Here is a 21,321-nt window from a genome sequence, read left to right as displayed (position 1 = left end):
CCGCGCGTAGCGCGTACCGTACCAACAGTAGCGCAGCGAAACTATGTGTACCGAAGGTGTCGTTGATGGCTGATCACTTACCGCATCAAGACGTCGCGTCCGGCCGCACGGACGCGGCACGGCCCGAGTTGCTGCCCGCACATACCCCAACGTGTATGGGTTGCGGGCCGCAGAATCCGCACGGTCTGCAGCTGGTGGCTTACCGCAGCGGCGACACGGTGTACGCGGACGTGACCTTCGACGAACGCCACATCGGGGCGCCCGGTCTGGCGCACGGCGGGGCGATCGCCGCCGCCTGCGACGACGTACTGGGGTTCGCGCTGTGGATTGCCGGCGCGCCCGCTGTGACACGCAGCCTGACCGTCGAGTATCTCCAGCCGGTCGTGCTGCATCGATCCCACCGCATCACCGCGCGCATCGCCTCCCGGGAAGGCCGCGTGCTGGACATCGGCGCGACCGGCACCGACCCCGAGGGGCTCACCCGATTCACCGCAAGAGCGGTGTTTGTCGTGGTCGCCGTCGATCACTTCGCCGCCTATGGAGATGTAGCCGCGTTCGAACATCTTCTTCGGCTGCTCGGGGACACCGGGGCGCCGAGCGATCCGGGGTCCTGACCCGAAGCCCATAACGATATTGTTAGTAGCGCAGCGCTACTTGTCGTACCATTTCAGTGCAGACCGGTTGGGCGTCGACGGAGGTGCGTGATGTACGCCACGTGGATCGAAGGTTGCACCGTGCAGCGGATGTCGTTGCAGGGTGATCTGGTGTTGAGCTTCGATGACGCCAACGAGGTGGTCATCAGTTGCCTGCTGTGGCTTGCGCTGCCCGCTAGCGGTGAGTTTCCGGCCGAGGAAGTGCTCATCGATCCGCGTGAGGTCGCCGCCCACCAACGTCCGCTACTGGATCTGGCGGGTGCCGTGTGCACGAAGGCATGCCACGACGATTCCGGTCGGCTGCACCTGAGCTTCTCCAACGGCCTGCGTATCGAAGTCAGTGCCCATGAGCGCGCCACCGCCTGGGAGCTCTACGGCAAACACCACGGTTACATGGCGTGCCTGCCGCACGGCAGGGTCAAGGTGGTCCGTCATGACATCCCCGACGACGAGGACGACGATTCCGGTGCAACGACCCCCAACTAAGGATCGTCGTCGTCGACGGCCAGGCCCTTGTGGCCAGTGCCAGCAACTTGTATGGGCGCAGGCACGGTGAGTGTCGACAACCCCGGCGGTGCGGGCACAGTAACCATGCCCCGCCGGCCCCGCAACGGCGTGGCCGATCCGGGCGAATCCAGTGAGTACAGCAGCCGGCTAGCGGCACTGGCCGGGTTCACGGTGCGCCATAAAGCACTGGTCATCGGCGGCTGGATCGCCGTCGCCATGCTGCTGGCGCTGGTGTTCCCGCAGCTGGAAACCGTGGTCCGGCAGCAGTCGGTGAACCTGATTCCCCGCGACGCGACGTCGTTTCAGACCGTGGACCGGATGAGCGCGGCCTTCGGGGAACAGGGCTCCAAAACGATGCTGGTCGTGGCGATGGAAGACCCCGACGGCTTCACCGCGCCGGTGCGCAACCGCTATGAGCAGTTGGTGGTGCAGCTGCGCGCCGATAGCGACCATGTCTTGCTGGTTCAAGATCTGCTCGCCGACCCGGTCACTGCGGCGCATGCGACCAGCTCGGACGGCAAAGCCTGGTATCTGCCGGTGGGTGTGGCCGGCACCCTGGGTGACCCCAAGGCTGCCGAATCCGTCCAAGCCGTGCGCGACATCGCCGCCGGCGTATTCGCCGGTTCACCGACGATCGTGCACGTGACGGGCCCGGCGGCAACCTTCAACGACCAGATCGCCGCCGCCGAACACGACCTGCTGCTGATCTCGATCGCCACCGCCGCGCTGATCGCACTAATCCTGCTGATCGTCTACCGGTCGGTGTTCACCGCCTTGCTGCCCCTGCTGGTGATCGGGGTCAGCCTGGCCGTCGGCCGTGGTGTGCTGTCTGCCCTCGGCGAAAGCGGCATGCCCGTCTCGCAGTTCACCGTGGCGTTCATGACGGTGATCCTGCTCGGCGCGGGCACCGACTACACGGTGTTTTTGATCAGCCGGTACCACGAACAGCGCCGCGCACACGTACCCGCCGATCAGGCCGTCATTCATGCCACCGCCAGCATCGGGCGCGTCATCCTGGCCTCGGCGGCCACCGTTGCGCTGGCCTTTTTTGCCATGGTCTTCGCCCGCCTCAGCGTTTTCGCTGGGCTCGGTCCGGCCTGCGCGGTCGCCGTGCTGGTCGGATTCCTGGCCACTGTCACCTTGCTGCCGCCGGTGCTGGCGCTGGCCGCCCGCCGTGGAATCGGCGAGCCGAAATCCGATCGAACCCGCCGCTACTGGAACAGTGTGGCTGTCGCGGTGGTCCGCCGGCCGGTGCCGCTGTTGGCCGCGAGCCTAGTCATCCTCGTGGCCCTCGCGGCGGTCGCGACCACGATGAAGATCAGCTACGACGACCGCAAAGGCCAGCCCGCCACCACTGCCAGCAACCAGGGTTACCAACTGCTGGATCGCCACTTCCCCAAAGACGTCGTCATCACCGAATTTCTCGTCGTGGAAAACCCCGACGATATGCGCACCAGCAAAGGGCTGGCCGACCTCGACGAGATGGCCTCCCGAGTCGCCCAAGTACCCGGGGTCACCAAAGTCGTCGGCATAACCCGCCCTACCGGCACCCGCCTCGAACAAGCCCAACTGTCCTGGCAGAACAGGCAGATCGGCGACAAGATGGCCGACGCCGTGTCCGACGGCGACGCCCGAAAAGGCGACCTCGCCCAACTCACCGACGGCGCCGATCAACTCGCCGGTGGCCTGGCCCAGCTCGATGCCGCCCTGCACGCCATCTTGACCCCGCTGTCGGGCGTACTGGCCCGCGCCCAATCCGGTGACACCCTGCTGTGGTCATCTCGACCGTTGCTGCAAGAACTTTCGGCCACCGCACCCACCATCGACCAAGCCATCCAGTCCGGCCCCGGACTACGGACACGGGCGGGTCAAGCCGAAACCGCCCTCGCCGTGCTGGCCCCTCTCGTCGATGGCCTCAACAGTTCGGGATGGTGTGCCACCACGCCGCAATGCGCGCAAATCCGTGACCAGGTCCAGATCCTGGTGAGCTTGCGCGATAACGGATTCTTCACCGAAGTCGCCACCCTCGGCGACCGCTACAACCCCGACACCGACGCCACCATTGCCGGCACCCTCTCCGACATCCAAACCGCCGCCGCAGCGCTCGACAGGGCCTTCGGAGCCCCAGGGGCTCCTGCGGATGATCCGGCCGGCACCATCGGACGGCTTCAAGGCGGCATCAGCCAACTCGCCGCCGGGGCGCAGGCGCTGGCCGCCGGTGTGCACGCCCTAGCCGACAGCAACATCGAAATGCTGGCTCGGATGGGCCAGGTCGCCGCCCAACTGCAGAACTCGGCCCGCGCCAGCGCCGACTCCGACGCGGCGAGCGGTTTCTACCTGCCCAGCAGCGCCTTCGACAATCGTCAATTCACCGACGTCGCCAAACAGTTCATCTCACCCGATGGCAAAACCGCCCGCTTTGTCGTCGAATCCAACTACGACCCCTACAGCGCGCAAGCGATCACACTCGCCCACCAGATCGTCGAAACCGCCGACGCCGCCCGCCCGAACACCACCCTGGCCAACGCCACTATCGCCGTTGCCGGGTTTCCCGCCGTCAACTCCGACATCCAGCGGCTGCTGTCGGCTGACTTCACTCAAATGGCCATCAGCACCCTGGTCATCGTCGGACTCATCCTCGTCCTGCTTTTGCGCGCCCTGCTCGCCCCGCTGTACCTGCTGGGGACGGTCGTGCTGAACTACCTCGCCTCATTGGGCATCGGCGTCCTGGTCTTCCAATGGGGACTCGGCTACGAAATCGCGTGGCCCGTGCCGTTGCTGGCGTTCATCATCCTGGTAGCCGTCGGCGCCGACTACAACATGCTGCTCGTCTCACGGTTGCGGGAGGAATCCAGACACAACATTCGCGTCGGGGTACTGCGCACCGTCGCCCGCACCGGTTCGGTCATCACCTCGGCCGGAATCATCTTCGCCGCCAGCATGTTCGGACTGATGTTCGGGTCCATCGCGATCATGATCCAAGTCGGCCTCGTCATCGGCTGCGGGCTCCTGCTCGACACATTCCTCGTTCGCACCCTCACCGTCCCCGCCATCGCCACACTCCTCGGCGAAGCCAGCTGGTGGCCCCAACACAACCGACGATCAACAACCACACACCGATAACTCCACAACCAGCTGGGACAGGCGGACATCACGCCGGGCTTCAGCGAGCCGCCGCTCACGCCATCAGTGCAACCAACATTCGTCCCCCACACATGCATCTACATGACATGACACCACCGCTGAGAAAATGACATCAGCGGTGGGCCCAACACGACCTTCCAGCGCCCTTGGGAGATTCCTGATCCGACATGAACTCGCCCTAGTCGAACCGTCTCGATTCTTTAGTTCCGAGACGCCCCCACGGACCGATCCCTCCCACCGCGTATTCACAGGTGAAAATTCTCGAAAGTTGTCTCGTATCAGAACAGTGACTGACGGACTTTCGAGATACGATAATGGGCATGACCGTCGTAACCGCCCAGACCACCGGCCAGCTGTTGGGCTACGCCCGGGTGTCCACCGGGCACCAGTCCCTGGATGCCCAGGCTGACGCGCTCACCGCCGCCGGTGTCGATGCAGACCGCGTCTACAGCGACAAGCTAACCGGCACGTCGACCAAGGAGCAGCGCACCGGCCTGGCCGGACTGCTGAACTACGCCCGGCCCGGTGACACAATCGTGGTCGTCGGGATCGACCGGCTGGGCCGCAGCGCCGCCGAGGTCATGTTGACCATCAAGGACCTTCTGGACAGTGAGGTGGTCATCCGGTCGCTGCGCGAAGGGGTGGACAGCTCCACTCCCACAGGCAGGGCTGTCCTGGGCATCATGGCCAGCCTCGCCGAGCTGGAGCTGGAGCTGGGTCGAGAGCGTCGAGATGCGGCTAAGGCTGCGCGCAAGGCCCGCAACTTACCCATCGGACGGCCTCGGGCGCTGTCCCCCGACCAGATCGCGCTGGCCGAGCGGATGCGTGCCGCAGGCGAGCCGGTGCCCGAGATCGCCAAAACCCTCGGTGTCAGCCGCCCCACGATGTACCGACTGCTGGCCGAAAAGGGCTAACTTGCCCCTGCCAGGCACTGAGGACCCCGCAACGGTCTGCAGCTACCGGGCCACCTCAGGCGCGGGTGTCATCTAGGTCATCGACCGTTGCTGGGATTGCCGGTTCGCCAGTCGGGTCTAGCCGAACACGCGCCAGGTAGTTGCCACCAGGTCCGGGCGCGCCTGCAGTCGCAGGTCTCAGCGCAGCTAGATCGAGAAGGTTCGGTATCCCTTCCACCTCGCCCCAGGCCCATCCGCAAGCCGCGTCAGGGTGCAGTGCCATCGCCCGCCGGATATCTTCGATATGCCGTTGGTGTTCCGCAGTCACGGTGAAGGCATCGGCGACTATCCACACACGCAGGCCCGAGCTGAGTGTCATTCGGCCTACGTCCCCGATGACGTTGTTGATCGCCAATCCAGCATCAGGTTCCCCGAGGAGTACGTAGAACCGGAGATGCTCCGGCGGTGTCGGGGCCGGAAACCATAGAATCGGGCCGCCATCACTTGGGCGACGCTCATTGAACGGGGCCGTGAAAGTGATGGCGGGAGTTAGGATTGCCGCCGCAAGTCTCCAGCCCGGCCACCGGTCGGCAGGAACATCCCAACGGGCCAAAACTCGGTCGGAGCCCTCTGGCAGATGGCGGGCGGCGGCTTGGGTCGTCAATGCCATGCGCCACCTTCTCGGGTGAAGGCTCAGCTTCATATCCTTCATCATCGAACGCGTCCCGATGTAGATGTCGTCGCTGTTTTTCGCCCCAGTCACAACCCAGGTCAGCGAACGGCGGCCATCAGGACACCCGGCTGCCCAGCGGATCGTGCCAGGACCTTCTAGGTAGATGGGGTCAGGCGGTATCAGCACTCGGCCGAGTATGCCTGCAGGCGGCGACAGAATTGATCAGGTTGCGTCGTCAGACTGCGGGCCGCCGTCGGCGGGGTGGGGCAACTTCCCGGGTATCCCGAGTTCGACCCCAGGGAGCAGACTGCGTCCATAGTGCAGACCCAACGGCAGGCCTAGAACCACGCCAACCTGATCGGGAGGATCGCCGACTTGTTGCGCGGTCCATATCAGCCAACAAGAGCGGCGACATGGCATGGCCTCCTGGGCCAAGAACTTTACGCACCTGATGGACCAGCGGACGGCCGTGCGCACCTTCGGTAGCGCACAGTGAGTTGCTGGCAGGATAATCCGAATGCCGGTCTGTCAGCACGATTCTGCGATAACCCCGCGCCTTCCAGAACGTCACCGGCGGGCATCCCTCATCCGGCTCGTGGATCGGGTCAGCTGATGTCTGAGGTCGCCGCCGAACAGATCGAACAAAAATGGCGGGAGTACGCAGAAGCGGTCGAAGCGTTGGCGGCGCGGGTCGGGGACCCTGACGACTTTCCGGTGGAGTCAAGCAGTTCGTTGGCGGGGGACGACGCCAAGTCTCACCCGTTTGAGGTCAGCCTTGCGTTGCGTCACATCATCAATGCCTCCGTTGACCAGCTGCACGGTGTGAAGGTGGTGGTGAGGGACGCCAACTACCAGCACCTGGCGGTGAGTAACACTCTTGTCCGGGCAGCCTTGGAGAACACCGCGACTGGACTGTGGATCTTGGGCCCCAAAGCCCGACCTGAACGGATCGAGCGTGCACTGCGCTGGCATGCTAGGAACTATCACGACTTCGCGAATTATGTGACTTCTTCGGGCTCTTCGGCAGCGGACATGTTGAAACGCAATGCTGGCAATCTGGATCTGATCGGCGATGTCGCGGAACGTTTGGGGATCAACGCGAAACGCGCCAAGTCGGGGTTTAAGGTCACCGAGCCGATTAAGGGTGGCGCGCAGTACACCGACTTGCCGGTGTACAGCGATTGGCAGATCACGTCAGGGTTCGCGCATGGGCGACCGTGGGCACATCACGGGTTCTTACACCGCGAGCAGGTCGACAGCGGCGCGGACGGTCACCCCGTCTATCGGATGACCGCACGCAAGGACATCACGCTCTACTTCGCCGTGCAGGCATTGCACCTTTTGGGCGAGCTTCTTCGGTTGCGAGATCGACGTGCCGGTCTGGCGATGCCGCCACGGCCGGACGGACTGCCAGACCATGAACCGAAAGCGCGACAGCCACGCGGCTGATCCCCAGCGAGCCCTGGGCCACCCGGGACTTCGTTAGCTGCGTGCGGGGCTGGCCGCTGTTGCCGCGCACGGGCGCAGGGGCCGCCGTCCCCACGACGCCACGTCTTAACAGGCCCCAGAGATCAATGACGTTGTGGGAGCCAGGTATCGGACTAGCCGCCGGGTAGTTGGTATGCAAGGGGCGCAAGGATGAAATTGGCCGTCGCTCATACGAGGTCCAATGTAAAGGATCTCCAATTTCATCCTTGCATCCCTTGCACTTCCACCATCCCGCTGGTCAGGACCGTTTTGCCCGCTCCGCCCACCCCTCCTCTACAGCTTCTCCACCCTCGTCGACCCGGAAGCCGACCCCGAGCATCGCCATGGTCCGCTTCGGTAGCGGAGCGCCCGTAGGTTGGCCGGAGACCCTGCTCGGTCTCCGAGACAACCCCTCCCGGCTAGTGGAGACCTGGCCCTTGCGCACCCCAGCCTTGTCAACATCCTCGTGACCGAGGAACCGTGAGGTGAACGTCTGCGCGGTCCACTGCCGATGCTTCGCGTCCGCCGACCAGGAGGTGAAGTCGTCGAACAAATCCCCCGTCGGCACCCACTGCTGTGGGTCGAAGACCAGGCGTTCAGTGATGTAGCGGAGCATCACGTCCGACTGTTCACGCCACTGAGCCGTGGCCTCGGTGACGCTTCTCGGGTCTGCTGACATGGCCATGTCATTGGCATACCAGCGCCGTGCACCTTCGACCAGCCAGGCCAGCACGGCCTGCTGCTGCTCCGTCCCGCCCTCGACCCTTCCCCGCAGGCCCGGATCTCCCAACCGGTCGTCGGGCCCCAGCCTCTCCCCCGCCTTGCGGTAGGTGTACGGAAAATCCAACATCACCAGCCGCCGCCACGTTCCGTGGTCCGACTCGTCGACCTTCGGAAAGTAATTCGTCGTGATGACCGCACTGTGAGTCGGCTTCCAGGAGACCGAGTCCTTGCCGATATGGCGAGCGGTCATCTCGCCGGTGCCTTGGATGTCCTTGAGGCGTTTAACGTTGATGTGCTGGTCGGGGAACTCCTCCATGACGGCCAGCCTGGCCCCACAAAGCTTCATCATCTCGGTGGGATGATCACTCGGCCTGGCCAGCAAAATCCGCTCGGGCATGGACACCATGTAGTCGCCGCCGAGTGCACCCCGGACGCCGTCAACGATCGTGGTCTTCCCATTCGATCCGCCGCCCTTCAGGACGAGCAGCCTGTCGTCCGGCACCGGGTGGCCCGTTATGCCCTGACCTAGCCGTTCCTGTAGCCAGACTTCACACTCGGCGTCCGGCAGGGCCTCCAATGCCTTATCCCAGTCCTCGTGCACCGCGTAGGGCACATAGTCGACGTCGATGACCTTCGTCAGGTACAGCTCGCGGCCGTGCGGACTCAGCTCACCGGTGCGCAGGTCAACCACGCCGTTGCCTACGTTGAGCAGGTCCGGATGATCATCGAAGCGGATCGACTGTGACTCTTTCGCGCTGACCATCCTTGCCACCCCGGCGAGACCCTCGATGCGGCTCCTGGACAGCAGCCCGGAGATCTTCTGCAGCCGGTTGTGGTCGGCACCGGCGAGCGCGCCACCCCGATGCAGCTCTATCAGTGCACTACGGACCTCGTCAGCGACGATCGGGTCCTTAGTCCGCGTCCACCGCCGCCCGTCATAGTGCATCCATCCGAACTCGGCGGTCCACTGGTAGTCCTGCAAGCTCTCCCGATAGATGCGCTCACCTAGATAAGCGTCCTCCAGCCGATCAGTGGTGTCGATCTCCCCGCTGTCGGACCGCTGAACGTCGACGCTCTCGGCCCAGTACTCGGAGTCGGTCTGCCCTGCGTCTCTGTCCCGACCTCCGCACTCTCGCAGGGCTTCCTCGTCACTCTTGGCTTCTGCCCTGCGGATGGCCTCTTGCAACTCGGGCGCTCCCTCGTCGACCCGAAGCTCTCGGCCCAAGTCATCAACCGTGAACCTGCCCAGGACGACATCCCGGCCGCGCCCGTAGTCGCTCTCGGTGATCCGCCCGCACCGGTGAGCGCAGGCCAACCGGATGAAGCAGCTCAACATCCAGTGATGACGACCATTGACCGCCTCGGTCTTCCAGCCCTCGATCATCGACAGGACGTACGGGTGGGTGAGCATCCCGTAGCGCCAGTCTCCGGCCTTACCCGCGACGGTCGCGCCGTCACCGCTGCCGGGTCTACTCTTCGGGGCCTCAGCCGGGATACCAGCCTCATCCAGGGCGTTCTCCACCCACTCCAGCGTGAGCGGTTCAGGTATGCCCAGCGGGGACTCCACCAGCTCAACCAGGCCCGGCTGGTCTGGCCGCTTTCTGTTGTATGACCCCGGCCAACGCAGGACCCGACTCATGTCGCTGACGTTGTCGACCTTGACACCATGCCGTGCTGCGACGTGGTCCACCAGCCGCTGGAACCGCCGCAGCCCGTTCTGCGCCCGCTCTCTGGCCGCGTTATCCTTCCACGGCTCCTCGGGGTTGAGCTTGAATCGCCAGGCGGGGTCGCCCACGTCGAGCAACCAATACGGGTGCAGTCCACCGCTGCCGGAGTCCACCAGCGCGATGGGGTTGGCCCCCAACATCTCGCTGACCTCCTTGACGATCATTAAGGCCTGGTCGACATCAACGCAGGCACCGTCCTTGCCGACGTCAAGGTCCGCCCAGAGCGCGACGCACCGGGTCACGTCTTCCGCCCTCCCCCGTCCACCGCGCACATGCCTACCGATGGGGTTGACCCCGAACCAGACGTTTGCGTCATTGATGTGTTCGGCAGCAACCCGGGCAGCGTCACTACCGCTGGTCAGTTGGGCCATGAAGTTGCGGTCGGGGCGCTGCCAGCACACGCTGACGTGCTCGTCCTGCCGGATGCCAAGCAGCTCCAAAAGCGGGGCACCTGAACCACCGACGACACTAGCGGCCATCACATCGAGTACGTCATGCTCATCCTGGTCGTTAGGCTGGCGGTTCTCCTCGGTGACCCCGTCGCGCTCCTCGCCGGGGTTGCTGTTCTCCACCATCAGCCGATCACCTCAGCGCTGCGAACAGCCCCAGAATCGATGCCCTCGGCGCGCGGGGCATGCCGGACCTGGCCTTCGGGTACGGCCGACGCCTTACCGTGAGCTTCTGAGATGACTTTTTGGCATATGGCTTCCTGGGCGCGGATAAAGTCCTCGACGGCGGAGCGCCGGTAGCAGACCTTGCCCGCAATCATCAGGTGCGGCGGCCAGGAACGACCTTCCTTGCGCTTGCGGCGCTCCGTGCTGTCGGAGACGCCGAGCCATTCCAGTAAGACCTGTCGGCTGATGATGTTGCATTGGGTGTCGCTCATCGTGATCCTCCGTCGGCCTGCGGTGGCCGTAACCGGATGGAGGCTTTGACCCCATCTACGCCTTGTGACCGACTCGGAACGTGTTTGACAGGGTCTGAATGCGAACGCCCGATCGCTGCACGATGCGCTCAACTTGGTGACTCGAAGCCCAACGGCAGGTCGGGTCTCGTTACGAAAAACAAGCCAGGCGGTCGAACTTGCTCACGCCGGAACCCTCGCCCCCGAGGTCCTGTGCGGGTGCTACCCAAACAATTGAGCGCCGAATCCGCCACGCGCACGCGGGGCACCGTAGCCGGGCCTCCTGATCGATGGTGGTGAGAATCACCGGCACTCGACACCACCCTCAGCCTCCCTGCGACAGAAGTCCGACAATCCGTTGGCGGACTTGCGTAGTCATCGGGGGAGCCTTATCTAGGGCATCCTCGATGGCCTTGACAAGGCGTTCCTCCTGCATAAGCCGCCGAGCGTCTACCAGCTCTGGGTCATCGCCAGGCCGGGAGCGAGTCAGCGCAGCATAGCGCGCTCGATGTCGCTGAAAGTCCCTGGCAGACAAGGGTTTCTCCTGGAAAGATGAAGAGAGAGAACGCAATGACTTTTTGCGTGCCGGTCTCATCTCAGCGCCCGGTTACTCAACGTCCGGGCGGTCCGCCGCAGCCCCGCTGCACTTGTCAGCCTTGGCGTGACCCCTTCAAGCTTGCTGCCCAGTGTAAGCAGCTTCCGGCCGTCGCAGCAACCCCGATAATCTCGCTAAAACATCTACTGCCAGCGTATTTAACCTCTATAGGTCGACTATAGCAACGCTATAGGACGGCTGAATTCCGTTTGGTAGACCACCGGTATTCGATAGCCGGGGCGGCTGACCAGCGCAAACCTCTTCAGCGCCAGTTGATCTCAACGAAGTCAGGATCGAAGTTCCTCACGCCCTTGCGGACTGGGTTCACGACCACCTCGAACAGGGAGTTGACGATTTTTCCTCTGAGGTCGGGCGATGCGGCCAGCCAGCGCTCGACCAGCTTGTCGGTGTCCAACGCGGCCGGGTCATCTTCCCCGGCCAACAGCGCGAGCGCCGGAGGGCTCGCTACAGCATCGGCCAGGCGGCGGTCGATCGCGTCAATCTCGGCGGTGAGCACGGCAGACTCGCGTTCCACTGCGGCCATGTCGAGCACCCCTGTTCGGAGCAACGTGGCCAGCTGATCCTTAGTCGTAGCCTTGGCTTCCCGCTCAGCTCGCAAACCGTCGAAATCAACACCGTCTTGGCCTCGACGAAGGTCCGCACCTAAACCGTGGCGCTCCAGATAACCGAGCACCACTCTCTCGACATAACCATCCAGTGCCGCCTGATTGCGGCCCACATGCGCACCAGGGCGGCGACAAACGTATGCCGCTGGCCGGTCCCGACCGTGCGGGCGGGCGACGTACAACGGCCCCTTGCACAGGCCACACCGGGCAATACCGGACAACATGTGCCTGCGCTCGAACGCCACCGCGTTGCGCCGTTCCGGGTCACGCAAGAAGGCCCAAAGTCCTCGCCAGATACCTTCGTCGATGATCGGCTCCCATGCGCCCTGCCCGATGATCTCGCCACGGTGGACCCGCAGCGCAGCGAGTCGCGCGTTGGTCAGGACCCGACGGACATGAAGGTTCGTCCACTGCGCACCACGCACCGTCGTCACCCCTGACGCGTTCCACTCGCGGGCAACGGCATGCAGCGACTTGCCCGCAAGGACGTCCGTCGCCGCATGGCGCAGCATTGTGGCTTCCGGCTCCAGGGGTACACCGGTCTTGTCGTAGCCGAAGGGCCGCGATCCGGTCGAACACCACCGTCCGGCCAGAGCATGCTCCTTGTTGGCCAACTTGCGCCGTTCGGCATGGTGCTCCGACTCCTGCCGCGCCACCGACCCGAGAATGCGTCCGATCATCCGCCCGGCCGAGGTGGAGAGGTCCAAGTCGCCAGAACTGACTGTCTGAATCTGGATACCACCGCCCTCCGCCACATCGATGATGCGCTCCAGATCCTTCATCGAGCGGTACAACCGGTCGATGTGCCAAACGATCAACACCGAGAAATCGCCCGCCGCCATGGCGTCGAGCAGCTTCTCGAAATCAGGTCGCGCACGCCCCGAGTACGCACTGACGTCGTTGTCGCGGTAGGTGGCAACAAGTTCGTGCCCTCCGGAATCCGCAAGCTCACGGCACTCCTTGAGCTGTCGATCAGCGCCGACCTGCTCACCGGTCAGATCTCGGGAGATCCTCGTGTAAATGGCACACCGCATGGCTACCAGCGTATCCACTACGTGCCCAAAGATCGAAACTCTTTGTCTACAACCACTTGCACACTGTGCACGCGATCGCGTCCTGCAACGCGGCCGAGGTCGCGATGGGGATGTTGATGGAGGCCACCGTGCCGCGCAGCCACCGCTGGATCCCCAAGGCGATGAACGTGGCCTACCTGGCCAAGGCGACGACGTCGCTGCGGGCGACCGCCCGGCTGGACCCACCGGCCTTCAGCGCCATCACTGAAGGCACCGAGGTGGTGGTGCCGGTGAGCATCACCGACAAGGCGGGTGTCGAGGTGGTGCACGCCGACATCACCACCTGGGTGACGCCGGCCTGAACCTCACGCCTCCCCAATTCTCGCCGAGCCGCGGGTCAGCCGCGCACGGTCGCCCAGAAGTCGCACTGGTGCTCGGCGGCGTAGTCGCTGATCATCCGGCTGCCGTCGGTCCGCAGTGACATCCACCGCCGGTCCGGCCCGGTCCCGATCGCTGGCCAGTCAGGTTGGTCGACGGCGATCGGCGCACCGGTCACCACGAACCCGGTCCAGTACTCGACCATCTGATCGGACAACCGGCGCTGGGCGGGGTTCAGTGGCGGGGCGCCGCCGATGTCGAAGAGATAGCGCATCTCGAGTGAATGGGTGGCTCCGATCGGGAACGGCACCTGGTCGTACAACTCCGGGGCCGGGGCGTGCGGGTCGTCGAATTCGTAGCCGTAGACGGGCGCGCCGCCGGCCAGGCCGCGGGCCATCCGGTCGGCCAGGCAGGCGAAGATGTCGTCGGTCGCTGCGGCCGCATAGGCCAGCGAGATGTTGCCGTCGAACCGGGCCGGCGGATAGTGCTCGGCCACCGCGGCGGCGGAGTCGCGGCCGAACGTGTCGCCCAGTTCGTCGGGGTATTCCGCGGCGGTGATCTCCTGGCCGACGCGCAGATACCGCAGCGCGACGAACATGGTGAACTCGTCACGGTTGACGCCGAGCAACACCGGCTTGCCCGCCGGGCCGCCCTCACCCGGGGACTCCCGGAACACCCGCACCGGATCCTTGGGTAGCAGCTCGGTTCCTACCACCGGTCCACTGAGGTGATCCGTGCCGAACCGCGAGTACCACAGCGGTTTGGTCAGCCGATCGGGTGGCAATGCCCGCAGGCACGACGCGATCTCCTCGTCGGGATCCTGCTGGGCCGTACCCCGCTCGCCGCACCCCAGGGACCGGGTGTATTCGCGGCTGATCCGCTGCGCCTCGGGCACCTCGACCTGGGCCTGGCACGGCCCGCTCTGGATGATCGCGGCCCGGAACAGCCCAGCCGAGCCCGCGGCGGCCAGGTGGTCGCAGACCGACATCCCGCCGGCGGACTCCCCGGCGATCGTCACCTTGTCCGGGTCGCCGCCGAACTCGTCGATATTGTCGCGAACCCAACGCAGCGCCGCCTGCTGGTCGGCCAGCCCGTAATTGCCGGGCTCCCCCAGCGCGGGATCAGCCAGGAATCCAAGCGCACCGAGCCGGTAGTTGATGGTGACGACGACGACACGTCCGCGGACGGCAAGCCGTTGCGCGTGGTAGATGTCGCCGGCCCCCCGCATGAAACTGCCGCCGTGGATCCACACCATGACCGGCAGCGGCTCGGCGGCCGAGCCGGTCGGCGTCCACACGTTGAGCGTCAGGCAGTCTTCGCTGATCGGATCCATGTCGGCGGCATCCGGCTGAATGCACCACGGCCCGCGCCTGACCGCGTCACGCACACCCGGCCACGCCGGCATCGGCGCCGGCGACTGCCACCGCAGCGGCCCGACCGGCGGCGCGGCGTACGGGATCCCTTGGAACAGGCGGTGATCCGGGCCGACTGTTCCCCTCACCAGGCCGGAGCCGGTCCGCACCACGTCGGCGTTGAGCGCGACCGCGCGGGCACCCACGCTCGGGTGGGACGCCGCCCCGTCGGAGCGGGCGCACCCGACCGCCACCACCGCGGTCAGCGCCAGTACGACAGCGCCGACCCGCAGGCCCCGGCGGCACGATCCGATCGACATGACCGAAGAGCCTAATCGCGGAGGATCAACGCAAAGTGCCGCCACGACGGCCGGCTATCCGCGACACTGGTTTCAAACCTGACACGTGTCAAAAATGTGGGCGAGGAGCAGGCATGAGCACACCGATAATCGACCAGGCCGCCCGGGTGTTCGTCGACCCCAGCGCCTATGCCGACGAGCCTCGGTTGCACGCGGCGCTGACCCACCTCCGCGCACACGCACCGGTGTCCCTGGTCGACCATCGGCCCTACCGCCCGTTCTGGGCCATCACCCGGCACGCCGACATCATGGAGATCGAACGCGACAACCAGCTGTGGATCAACGCGCCGCGCCCAGTGCTGGCACCCGCCGACGCCGACGACCTGCAGCGCTCCCTACTGGAGTCCGGGATGGGGCTGCGCACGCTCATCCACATGGACGATCCGCAGCACCACAAGATGCGCACAATCGTCTCAGATTGGTTCCGCCCCAAGGCGATGCGGATGCTCAAGACCCGCATCGACGAGCTCGCCCTGCAATACGTCGAGAAGATGGTGCAGCTCGGCCCGGAGTGCGACTTCGTCCAGGAGGTCGCGGTCAACTACCCACTGTTCGTCATTTTGTCGCTGCTGGGCCTACCGGAATCGGATTTCGGCCGGATGCTGCGGCTGACCCAGGAACTGTTCGGCGGCGACGACGAGGAGTACCGCCGCGGCTTGACTCCCGAGGAGCAGCTGCCGGTGCTGCTCGACTTCTTCTCCTACTTCGGGGCGCTGACCGCGGCGCGGCGAGCACAACCCACCGAGGACCTGGCCTCCACGATCGCCAACGCGACCATCGACGGCGCACCGCTGTCGGATGTGGACACCGCTTCCTACTACGTCATCATCGCCACCGCCGGCCACGACACCACCAGCGCAGCGATCAGTGGCGGCCTGCGCGCGCTGATCGAACACCCCGATCAGCGGGAGCGGCTCCGCGGCGACCTGCGCCTGATGCCGACCGCCGTCGAAGAGATCATCCGCTGGGTGACGCCGGTCAAGGAGTTCATGCGCACCGCCACCGCCGACACCGAGGTGCGCGGGGTCCCGATCGCCGCGGGCGAATCGGTCTATCTGTCCTACGTTTCGGCCAACCGCGACGAGGACGTGTTCGACGACCCGTTCGCCTTCGACGTCGGGCGCGACCCGAACAAGCATCTGGCGTTCGGACATGGCGTGCACTTCTGTGTGGGATCCGCCTTGGCGCGCATGGAGATCAGCAGTTTCTTCAGCGCCTTGTTGCCGCGGCTGGAAGCCATCGAACTGGCCGGAGAGCCGCAGCTGGTGTCGACGACGTTCGTCGGCGGCCTCAAGCACCTGCCGATCCGCTACCGGCTGAGGCCCTGACCGCAGAGCAGTGTCGCGGTTCGGTGCGCCAGCATCGCGATCGTCGCGTGCGGGCCACGACTGGTGATCCGCGGCAGCGCCGAGCCGTCGATCACCCACAGCCCGTCGATGCCGCGCACCCGGCACTGCGCGTCGAGCACCGCAGCCTGGTCGTCGTCAGCGCCGATGGGCGCGCTACCGCAGAGGTGCTGCGAGGTCGACCAACGCGGCTCTGCACCAATGTCTTTCACGCCCACAATCTGCTCGACCAGGTCCACTCCGCGGCGCAACGCCACCAGGTCTTCCGGCTCGGTGTCGTAGCGGTGTTCGATCCGCGGCGGCACCTGCGGGTCCGCCGAGACCAGACTTATCCGGCCGCGGGCCCGCGGCGTCATCAGCGCCACCCCGATCTGCGGTGGATCGGGCGCCGTCGCTTCGCCGACCATCGTGGCGAAACCCGTGCTGTATGGCCGGATTTCCAAGTCGTCATGGTGCAGCACCGTCTCCAGCACGGGGCGCCCCGGCGTGCCCGGCCATTCCGCTGCCACCAGCCACTCCGGGTGGTCCGCACAGTGCGCACCGACCGGTAGCGCAGCCCGTACCGGGATACCGGCATCGCGCAGCATTGCCTCCTCACCGACACCGGACAGCATCAACAGATGCGATGATCCGATCGCACCGGCGCACAACATGATTCGATCCGCTGTCAGCGTGATCGGGCCTTCCCGCCCGATCGCGTCCACTGCCACGGCCCGATCGGCTTCGATGGCGACGCGGACCGCCCGGGTCTGGGTGAGCACCGTCAGGTTGTCCCGCGACAGCGCGGGCCGCAGGTATGCCGCGCCCGGGCCGGTACGCACGCCGTCGGCAGTGACGTTGAGCGGAACGGCGCCGGCGCCGGAAACCGTCGTCATCGACGCGTCGTTGAGATCGTCGATCCAGCCGAACCCCGCCCGCTGCACGGCTTCATTGAATCGCTTTGAGCCATCGCTCATTTCATGGACGCGCCGGACGGGTATCGGGCCGGAGTCGCCGTGCTGAGGGCCGTGGAAGTCAAGATCGGTCTCAACCGCGCGAAAAGACTCCAGCACTTGCGGCCACGACCAACCCGCCGGGTAGCCGGCGAAGTCGGCTGGGAGACCTCGGCAGAAATACCCCCCGTTGACCGCGCCGGAGCCGCCGAAAGTCGCGCCCCGGACGATCGTCAGCGCCTTGTCAGAGCCGCTGATGAGCTCGGCGCGGTAGCGGTGCACCAGCCGGCTGGCCGCGCCGATCGGCAACTGCGTCGCGTTGGCGGTCTGCGCTTCCACGATCGGATCTTCCAGCCCGGGACCAGTTTCCACCACCGTCACCGTGCATGCCGGATCCGCCGAGAGCAGGGCTGCCACAATGGATCCCGCGCTTCCAGCGCCCACCACCAGGACATCGCTGTGTATTACCGGAACGGTCAAGGCGGCCTAGCTGCGGATCTGCGGCTTGAGTGCAGCGAGGTTGCGTTCCCGCACCACGCCGCTCCACAGGCCGGCGCCGTATGCCAGATCGTCGACCCGCTTCAGCAGCAGGTAGGCCGGCAGCCCCAGTGGGCGGGAATCGTCCTCACTGCGCGCGTGCCGTAGCCAATCCACCACCCCGTCGGCGACCGCCGCCAGCAGCAGTGCCCGGCGGCATCGCTGTGAAACCAAGGCGGCCAGCAGTGCGACGGGCCAGTAGTGCCGGCACAGGGCCGAGGCGATCTGCAGCCCGGCGCTCGCCAGTCCACGCAACGTCACCATCAGTACGTCTGCCGGCGCGGTGTCTGGGCCCCGCATGGACTTGGCAATCCGGCACCCGGTCAGCGCGGCGATCGCCAACGAGACCAGATAGCCCAGCGCCGAGCCGAGCGCCATCAGCGCCCAACCGGCCAGCGCCCAGCCCGAGATCACCATGGGCGCGGTCTTGTCCGGGTGGCGGGCCGACAGCGGTGCCGCCGATCCACCGTAAAAGGCCTTGCGCGCCACCCAATCCCGTAGCTCCACCCGGTGGTCGTGGGCGACCTGCGCAATCGGCTCGTAGCGCAGCCTGCTGCCCGCGTCCACCAACCGCCAGCACAGGTCGACGTCTTCGCCGGAACGCAGCGCCTCGTCGAAGCCGCCGAGCTCCCGTAGCGTCGTGGAGCGGCAGATGATCGCCGCGCTGGGGACGTAGGCAACCTTGCTGTAGGGAACCACCGGCGCCTCGCAGCCGCCCAGGTCCAGCGACGAACGGATCGCCTCGTATCGCGCGATGAGGTGTCCGCTGTCGGCCATACTGACGATCCGAGGGGCTACCAGTGCCACGGCCGGGTCGCAGAAGTGCCCCAGCAGTGCCTCCAGCCAGCCCCGGCGCGGCACCACGTCGGAATCCAGGAAGGCCACGAAGTCCGTCGTGCAGGCCGCCAACCCGGTGTTGCGCGCGGCCGCCGGCCCCCGACTCTCCGGATGGCGCAGCACCTGTACCTCGCAGCAGTGCGCTGCGGTCAGATCCTCCTGGCGGATCGGGACCTGTGACCCGTCATCCACCACCACCACACGCAGACCGCGCAGCGCCGCTATCAACCGTTGCAGTCCGATGATATTGTCGCGCACCGGAATAACCACCGTCACGTCCCGATACGATGGCCCGCCGGCCGGGCGCGGGTGGGCCACGGTGGCGTCGAGCAGGGTGCGGGCCAGTTGTGCGCTGACGGCGTCGCGTACTTCCAGGCGGCCGTCCGACAACATTCCCTGGGCGGCCGGCGCCAGCCGCAGCAGCCGGGTCGGCGAACCGCCCAACAGGGTGGATCCGCGTCCCAGAACCCGCACCTTCCGGTCGACCTGCACGGCGAAGCCGTCCGGCAACCGGGCCGCGGTCATCGCAGCATCCCGTCCGGCCCGGGCGCCCAGGCGTCAAGGGCCGTCAGGCCGGCGTCGGCCATCTCGCCGAAGAGCCGCTGCCCTTCGCCGGCGGTGGCGGTGGTCGGGTCGCCGAGCACCCCGACGGCGCTCACGGCGGCGACACCGCCGGCGCGCATCGCGGGCAGCAACTGCGCCAACGGAGCGCTGTTACCCGGCCGCGCCCGGTCGAATCTCACACTGTCGGGCGAAAGATGAAGCAGCAGAGACGTTTCGGTGTGCCCCGCGTGGGCATCAGCACCCGGGGCGGCACACGGTAGCCAGGCGACGTCGCGGCCTTCGAACCGCAGCCGGCCTACCGCCTCGACCACCGCGGGCACATTGCCGCCGTGGCCGTTGACGAAGACCACGCGCTGCGCCCAGCAACAGGCGGAACGGCCGTACTCCAGCAACAGCTGGATCAGCACCTCGGTGCCGATCGAGATGGTTCCGGCAAAGCTCTGATGCTCGCCGCTGGCGCCGTAGGCAATGGCCGGCGCGACCGCCCAGCCGTGTCCCGTCCCGGCTCCCGCCAACCGCTGCGCCAGCTCCTGGGCGAGTGCTTGCGCGACCCGGGTATCGGTGTCCAGCGGTAGGTGCGGACCGTGCTGCTCGGTCGACCCGACCGGGACCAGAAGCCCCATCCCCCGCCCCGGCAGCCGGCTCTGTAGTTGGTTCTGCAGCTCGTTCGAGGTCGAACTACCGAGCTCGCCGCCAACCGCCATCGGACGATGGTAAGCGAATTCACCTGTCGTACACCAGTTGTTGACGAGGACGGCCGCGGTAAATTTTTCGCTCCGGGGCCCGAAACGGTCCCGTGTGATCACGTCCGTCTCGTCCGCCACGGGCGTATCAGGACCGGCCCGGATTTCCCAGGTGGGCACGCCGGTCGGACGAGCGGCGTGGCCGCCGCCATCCGGCTAGACGTCGGCGGTGGGCACCCCGAGCGCCCGGGCGAATCCACCCGGAATCAGAATGTCGTCCGCCGACAGATCGTGCACCGAGGCCCGGCCGAGGCCCATCAGGGCCGAGTCGATGCCGCCCCGAAGGATGTCCAGGACGTTCTCCACCCCGGACTGTCCGGCGGCGCCCAGACCCCACAGGTAGGCGCGTCCGATCATCACCGCGCGCGCCCCCAGCGCCACCGCCTTGACGACGTCGCTGCCGCGCCGGATACCACCGTCCAGCAACACCTCGATCTGGCCGCCCACCGCCTCGGCGATGGCCGGGAGAGCCCGGATCGCCGCAGGGGTGCCGTCCAGGTTGTTGCCGCCGTGATTGGAGACTGAGATCGCCGAAACACCGGCATCCACAGCCCGTTTCGCGTCGTCCACCCGCATCACGCCCTTGAGCATGAACGGCCCACCCCACAACTCGCGCAGCCAGGCGATGTCTTCCCAGGTGGGCGGCAGGGTGCCCATCCATTCCCCGTAGGCTTGGAAGAACGGCGGCCCGGGTTCGCCGCGACCGGCCTGGTTGGGCACCCGCAGGCTCGGCGGGCGCATGGTCTTGGCCCACCGCAGGAACCATCCCGGCCTGGTGAGAGCCTCCGGCATCATCTTGACCATGGTCTTGAGGTCCATCTTCTCCGGGATGGTGGGGCTGCCCCAGTCCCGCCCATGCGAGAAGCTCCAGTCGGTGGTCGCGATCATCCCGACCGCTCCGGCTGCCCGGGCGCGCTCCACCCGCTCGGCGATGGCGTCGCGTCCCCCCAGCCAGTAGATCTGAAAGAAGGTCTTGGGGTTGGCTGCGATCACCTCTTCCATCGGTTTGCTGGCAAACGACGAGAGACCCATCGCAGTACCGCGCGCGGCCGCCGCCCGTGCGACGGCTACCTCGCCATCCGGGTCGACTGCCTGCACACCGGTCGGCGATATCAGCACCGGCATCGAGATCTCTTGCCCCATAACGGTTGTGGACAGCTCACGGCTGGCCGGCGCACCCACCACGTGCGGGGCGAATCCCAGTTCGCTGAACGCCGCGACGTTGTCGCTGACCGTCAGGCCCTTTTCGCTGGCCGAGATCAGCGCGGAGTACGCCGACTTCGGGAGCCGCTTCTTGGCTCGTTCCTGGGCAATAGCGACGGTTTCGAACCAAACATCACGAGCCATG

14 protein-coding genes and 1 pseudogene are annotated in these 21,321 nt (G+C 66.1%); 7 read left to right on the top strand and 8 right to left on the bottom strand.

The annotated features are described in order from the left end of the window. The first annotated feature begins 65 nt into the window (after positions 1-65). The 5 genes from ABW16_RS06615 to ABW16_RS06595 all read left to right on the top strand — a co-directional run bounded on the left by ABW16_RS06615 (position 66) and on the right by ABW16_RS06595 (position 7,319). Positions 66-614 (top strand): PaaI family thioesterase, encoded by a 549-nt coding sequence (locus ABW16_RS06615; protein WP_046301967.1) that lies wholly within the window; start codon positions 66-68, stop codon positions 612-614. 90 nt (positions 615-704) lie between these two features. Beyond that, positions 705-1,139 carry a DUF6188 family protein gene (locus ABW16_RS06610; protein WP_046301962.1) on the top strand — a complete coding sequence of 145 codons (435 nt, stop codon included), beginning with the start codon at positions 705-707 and terminating at the stop codon, positions 1,137-1,139. 51 nt (positions 1,140-1,190) lie between these two features. Further along, positions 1,191-4,283 (top strand): MMPL/RND family transporter, encoded by a 3,093-nt coding sequence (locus ABW16_RS06605; protein WP_046301963.1) that lies wholly within the window; start codon positions 1,191-1,193, stop codon positions 4,281-4,283. A gap of 341 nt (positions 4,284-4,624) precedes the next feature. Next, a complete protein-coding gene (locus ABW16_RS06600; RefSeq protein WP_046301964.1) occupies positions 4,625-5,218 on the top strand; it encodes a recombinase family protein in 594 nt (197 codons plus the stop codon). 1,264 nt (positions 5,219-6,482) lie between these two features. Further along, a complete protein-coding gene (locus ABW16_RS06595; RefSeq protein ID WP_047318347.1) occupies positions 6,483-7,319 on the top strand; it encodes a hypothetical protein in 837 nt (278 codons plus the stop codon). 277 nt (positions 7,320-7,596) lie between these two features. On the opposite strand, the gene ABW16_RS06590 is transcribed toward ABW16_RS06595, so the two are convergent. The 3 genes from ABW16_RS06590 to ABW16_RS06580 all read right to left on the bottom strand — a co-directional run bounded on the left by ABW16_RS06590 (position 7,597) and on the right by ABW16_RS06580 (position 12,964). Then, positions 7,597-10,362, bottom strand: coding sequence for a DNA primase family protein (locus tag ABW16_RS06590; protein WP_046302236.1), 2,766 nt, complete (start codon positions 10,360-10,362; stop codon positions 7,597-7,599). Continuing rightward, positions 10,362-10,673 (bottom strand): helix-turn-helix transcriptional regulator, encoded by a 312-nt coding sequence (locus ABW16_RS06585; RefSeq protein ID WP_046302235.1) that lies wholly within the window; start codon positions 10,671-10,673, stop codon positions 10,362-10,364. The genes ABW16_RS06590 and ABW16_RS06585 overlap by 1 nt, the downstream gene beginning before the upstream one ends. A gap of 875 nt (positions 10,674-11,548) precedes the next feature. Beyond that, on the bottom strand, positions 11,549-12,964 hold the full coding sequence (locus tag ABW16_RS06580) for a recombinase family protein (RefSeq protein WP_131721474.1): 1,416 nt from the start codon (positions 12,962-12,964) through the stop codon (positions 11,549-11,551). A 23-nt stretch (positions 12,965-12,987) separates the two neighbouring features. Here ABW16_RS06580 and ABW16_RS06575 point away from each other — a divergent pair. Then, a pseudogene (locus ABW16_RS06575) lies at positions 12,988-13,287 on the top strand (hotdog fold domain-containing protein); the annotation flags it as partial. Between the two features lie 35 nt (positions 13,288-13,322). Here ABW16_RS06575 and ABW16_RS06570 read toward each other — a convergent pair. Next, positions 13,323-14,975 (bottom strand): carboxylesterase/lipase family protein, encoded by a 1,653-nt coding sequence (locus ABW16_RS06570; RefSeq protein WP_047318346.1) that lies wholly within the window; start codon positions 14,973-14,975, stop codon positions 13,323-13,325. A 113-nt stretch (positions 14,976-15,088) separates the two neighbouring features. On the opposite strand from ABW16_RS06570, the gene ABW16_RS06565 reads away from it, so the two are divergent. After that, complete coding sequence (locus ABW16_RS06565) at positions 15,089-16,342, top strand: cytochrome P450 (protein ID WP_047318345.1); 1,254 nt, start codon at positions 15,089-15,091, stop codon at positions 16,340-16,342. Here the strand turns inward: ABW16_RS06565 and mftG are convergent. The 4 genes from mftG to mftD form a co-directional block, all read right to left on the bottom strand. Next, on the bottom strand, positions 16,324-17,772 hold the full coding sequence (gene mftG / locus ABW16_RS06560) for a mycofactocin dehydrogenase MftG (RefSeq protein WP_047318344.1): 1,449 nt from the start codon (positions 17,770-17,772) through the stop codon (positions 16,324-16,326). The two genes, ABW16_RS06565 and mftG, sit on opposite strands and share 19 nt — an antisense overlap. Positions 17,773-17,778: 6 nt before the next feature. Next, complete coding sequence (gene mftF / locus ABW16_RS06555) at positions 17,779-19,191, bottom strand: mycofactocin biosynthesis glycosyltransferase MftF (protein WP_047318343.1); 1,413 nt, start codon at positions 19,189-19,191, stop codon at positions 17,779-17,781. After that, positions 19,188-19,934, bottom strand: a complete 747-nt coding sequence (gene mftE, locus ABW16_RS06550) for a mycofactocin biosynthesis peptidyl-dipeptidase MftE (RefSeq protein ID WP_047318342.1) — start codon at positions 19,932-19,934, stop codon at positions 19,188-19,190. The genes mftF and mftE overlap by 4 nt, the downstream gene beginning before the upstream one ends. Before the next feature lie 195 nt (positions 19,935-20,129). Next, positions 20,130-21,320 (bottom strand): pre-mycofactocin synthase MftD, encoded by a 1,191-nt coding sequence (gene mftD / locus ABW16_RS06545; RefSeq protein WP_047318341.1) that lies wholly within the window; start codon positions 21,318-21,320, stop codon positions 20,130-20,132. Between the last annotated feature and the right edge of the window lies 1 nt (position 21,321).

Source organism: Mycolicibacter heraklionensis, from assembly GCF_001021505.1.
Lineage (GTDB): Bacteria > Actinomycetota > Actinomycetes > Mycobacteriales > Mycobacteriaceae > Mycobacterium > Mycobacterium heraklionense.
Note: the sequence above shows the minus strand (reverse complement) of the source record. Positions and strands in the feature narration are given on the sequence as shown.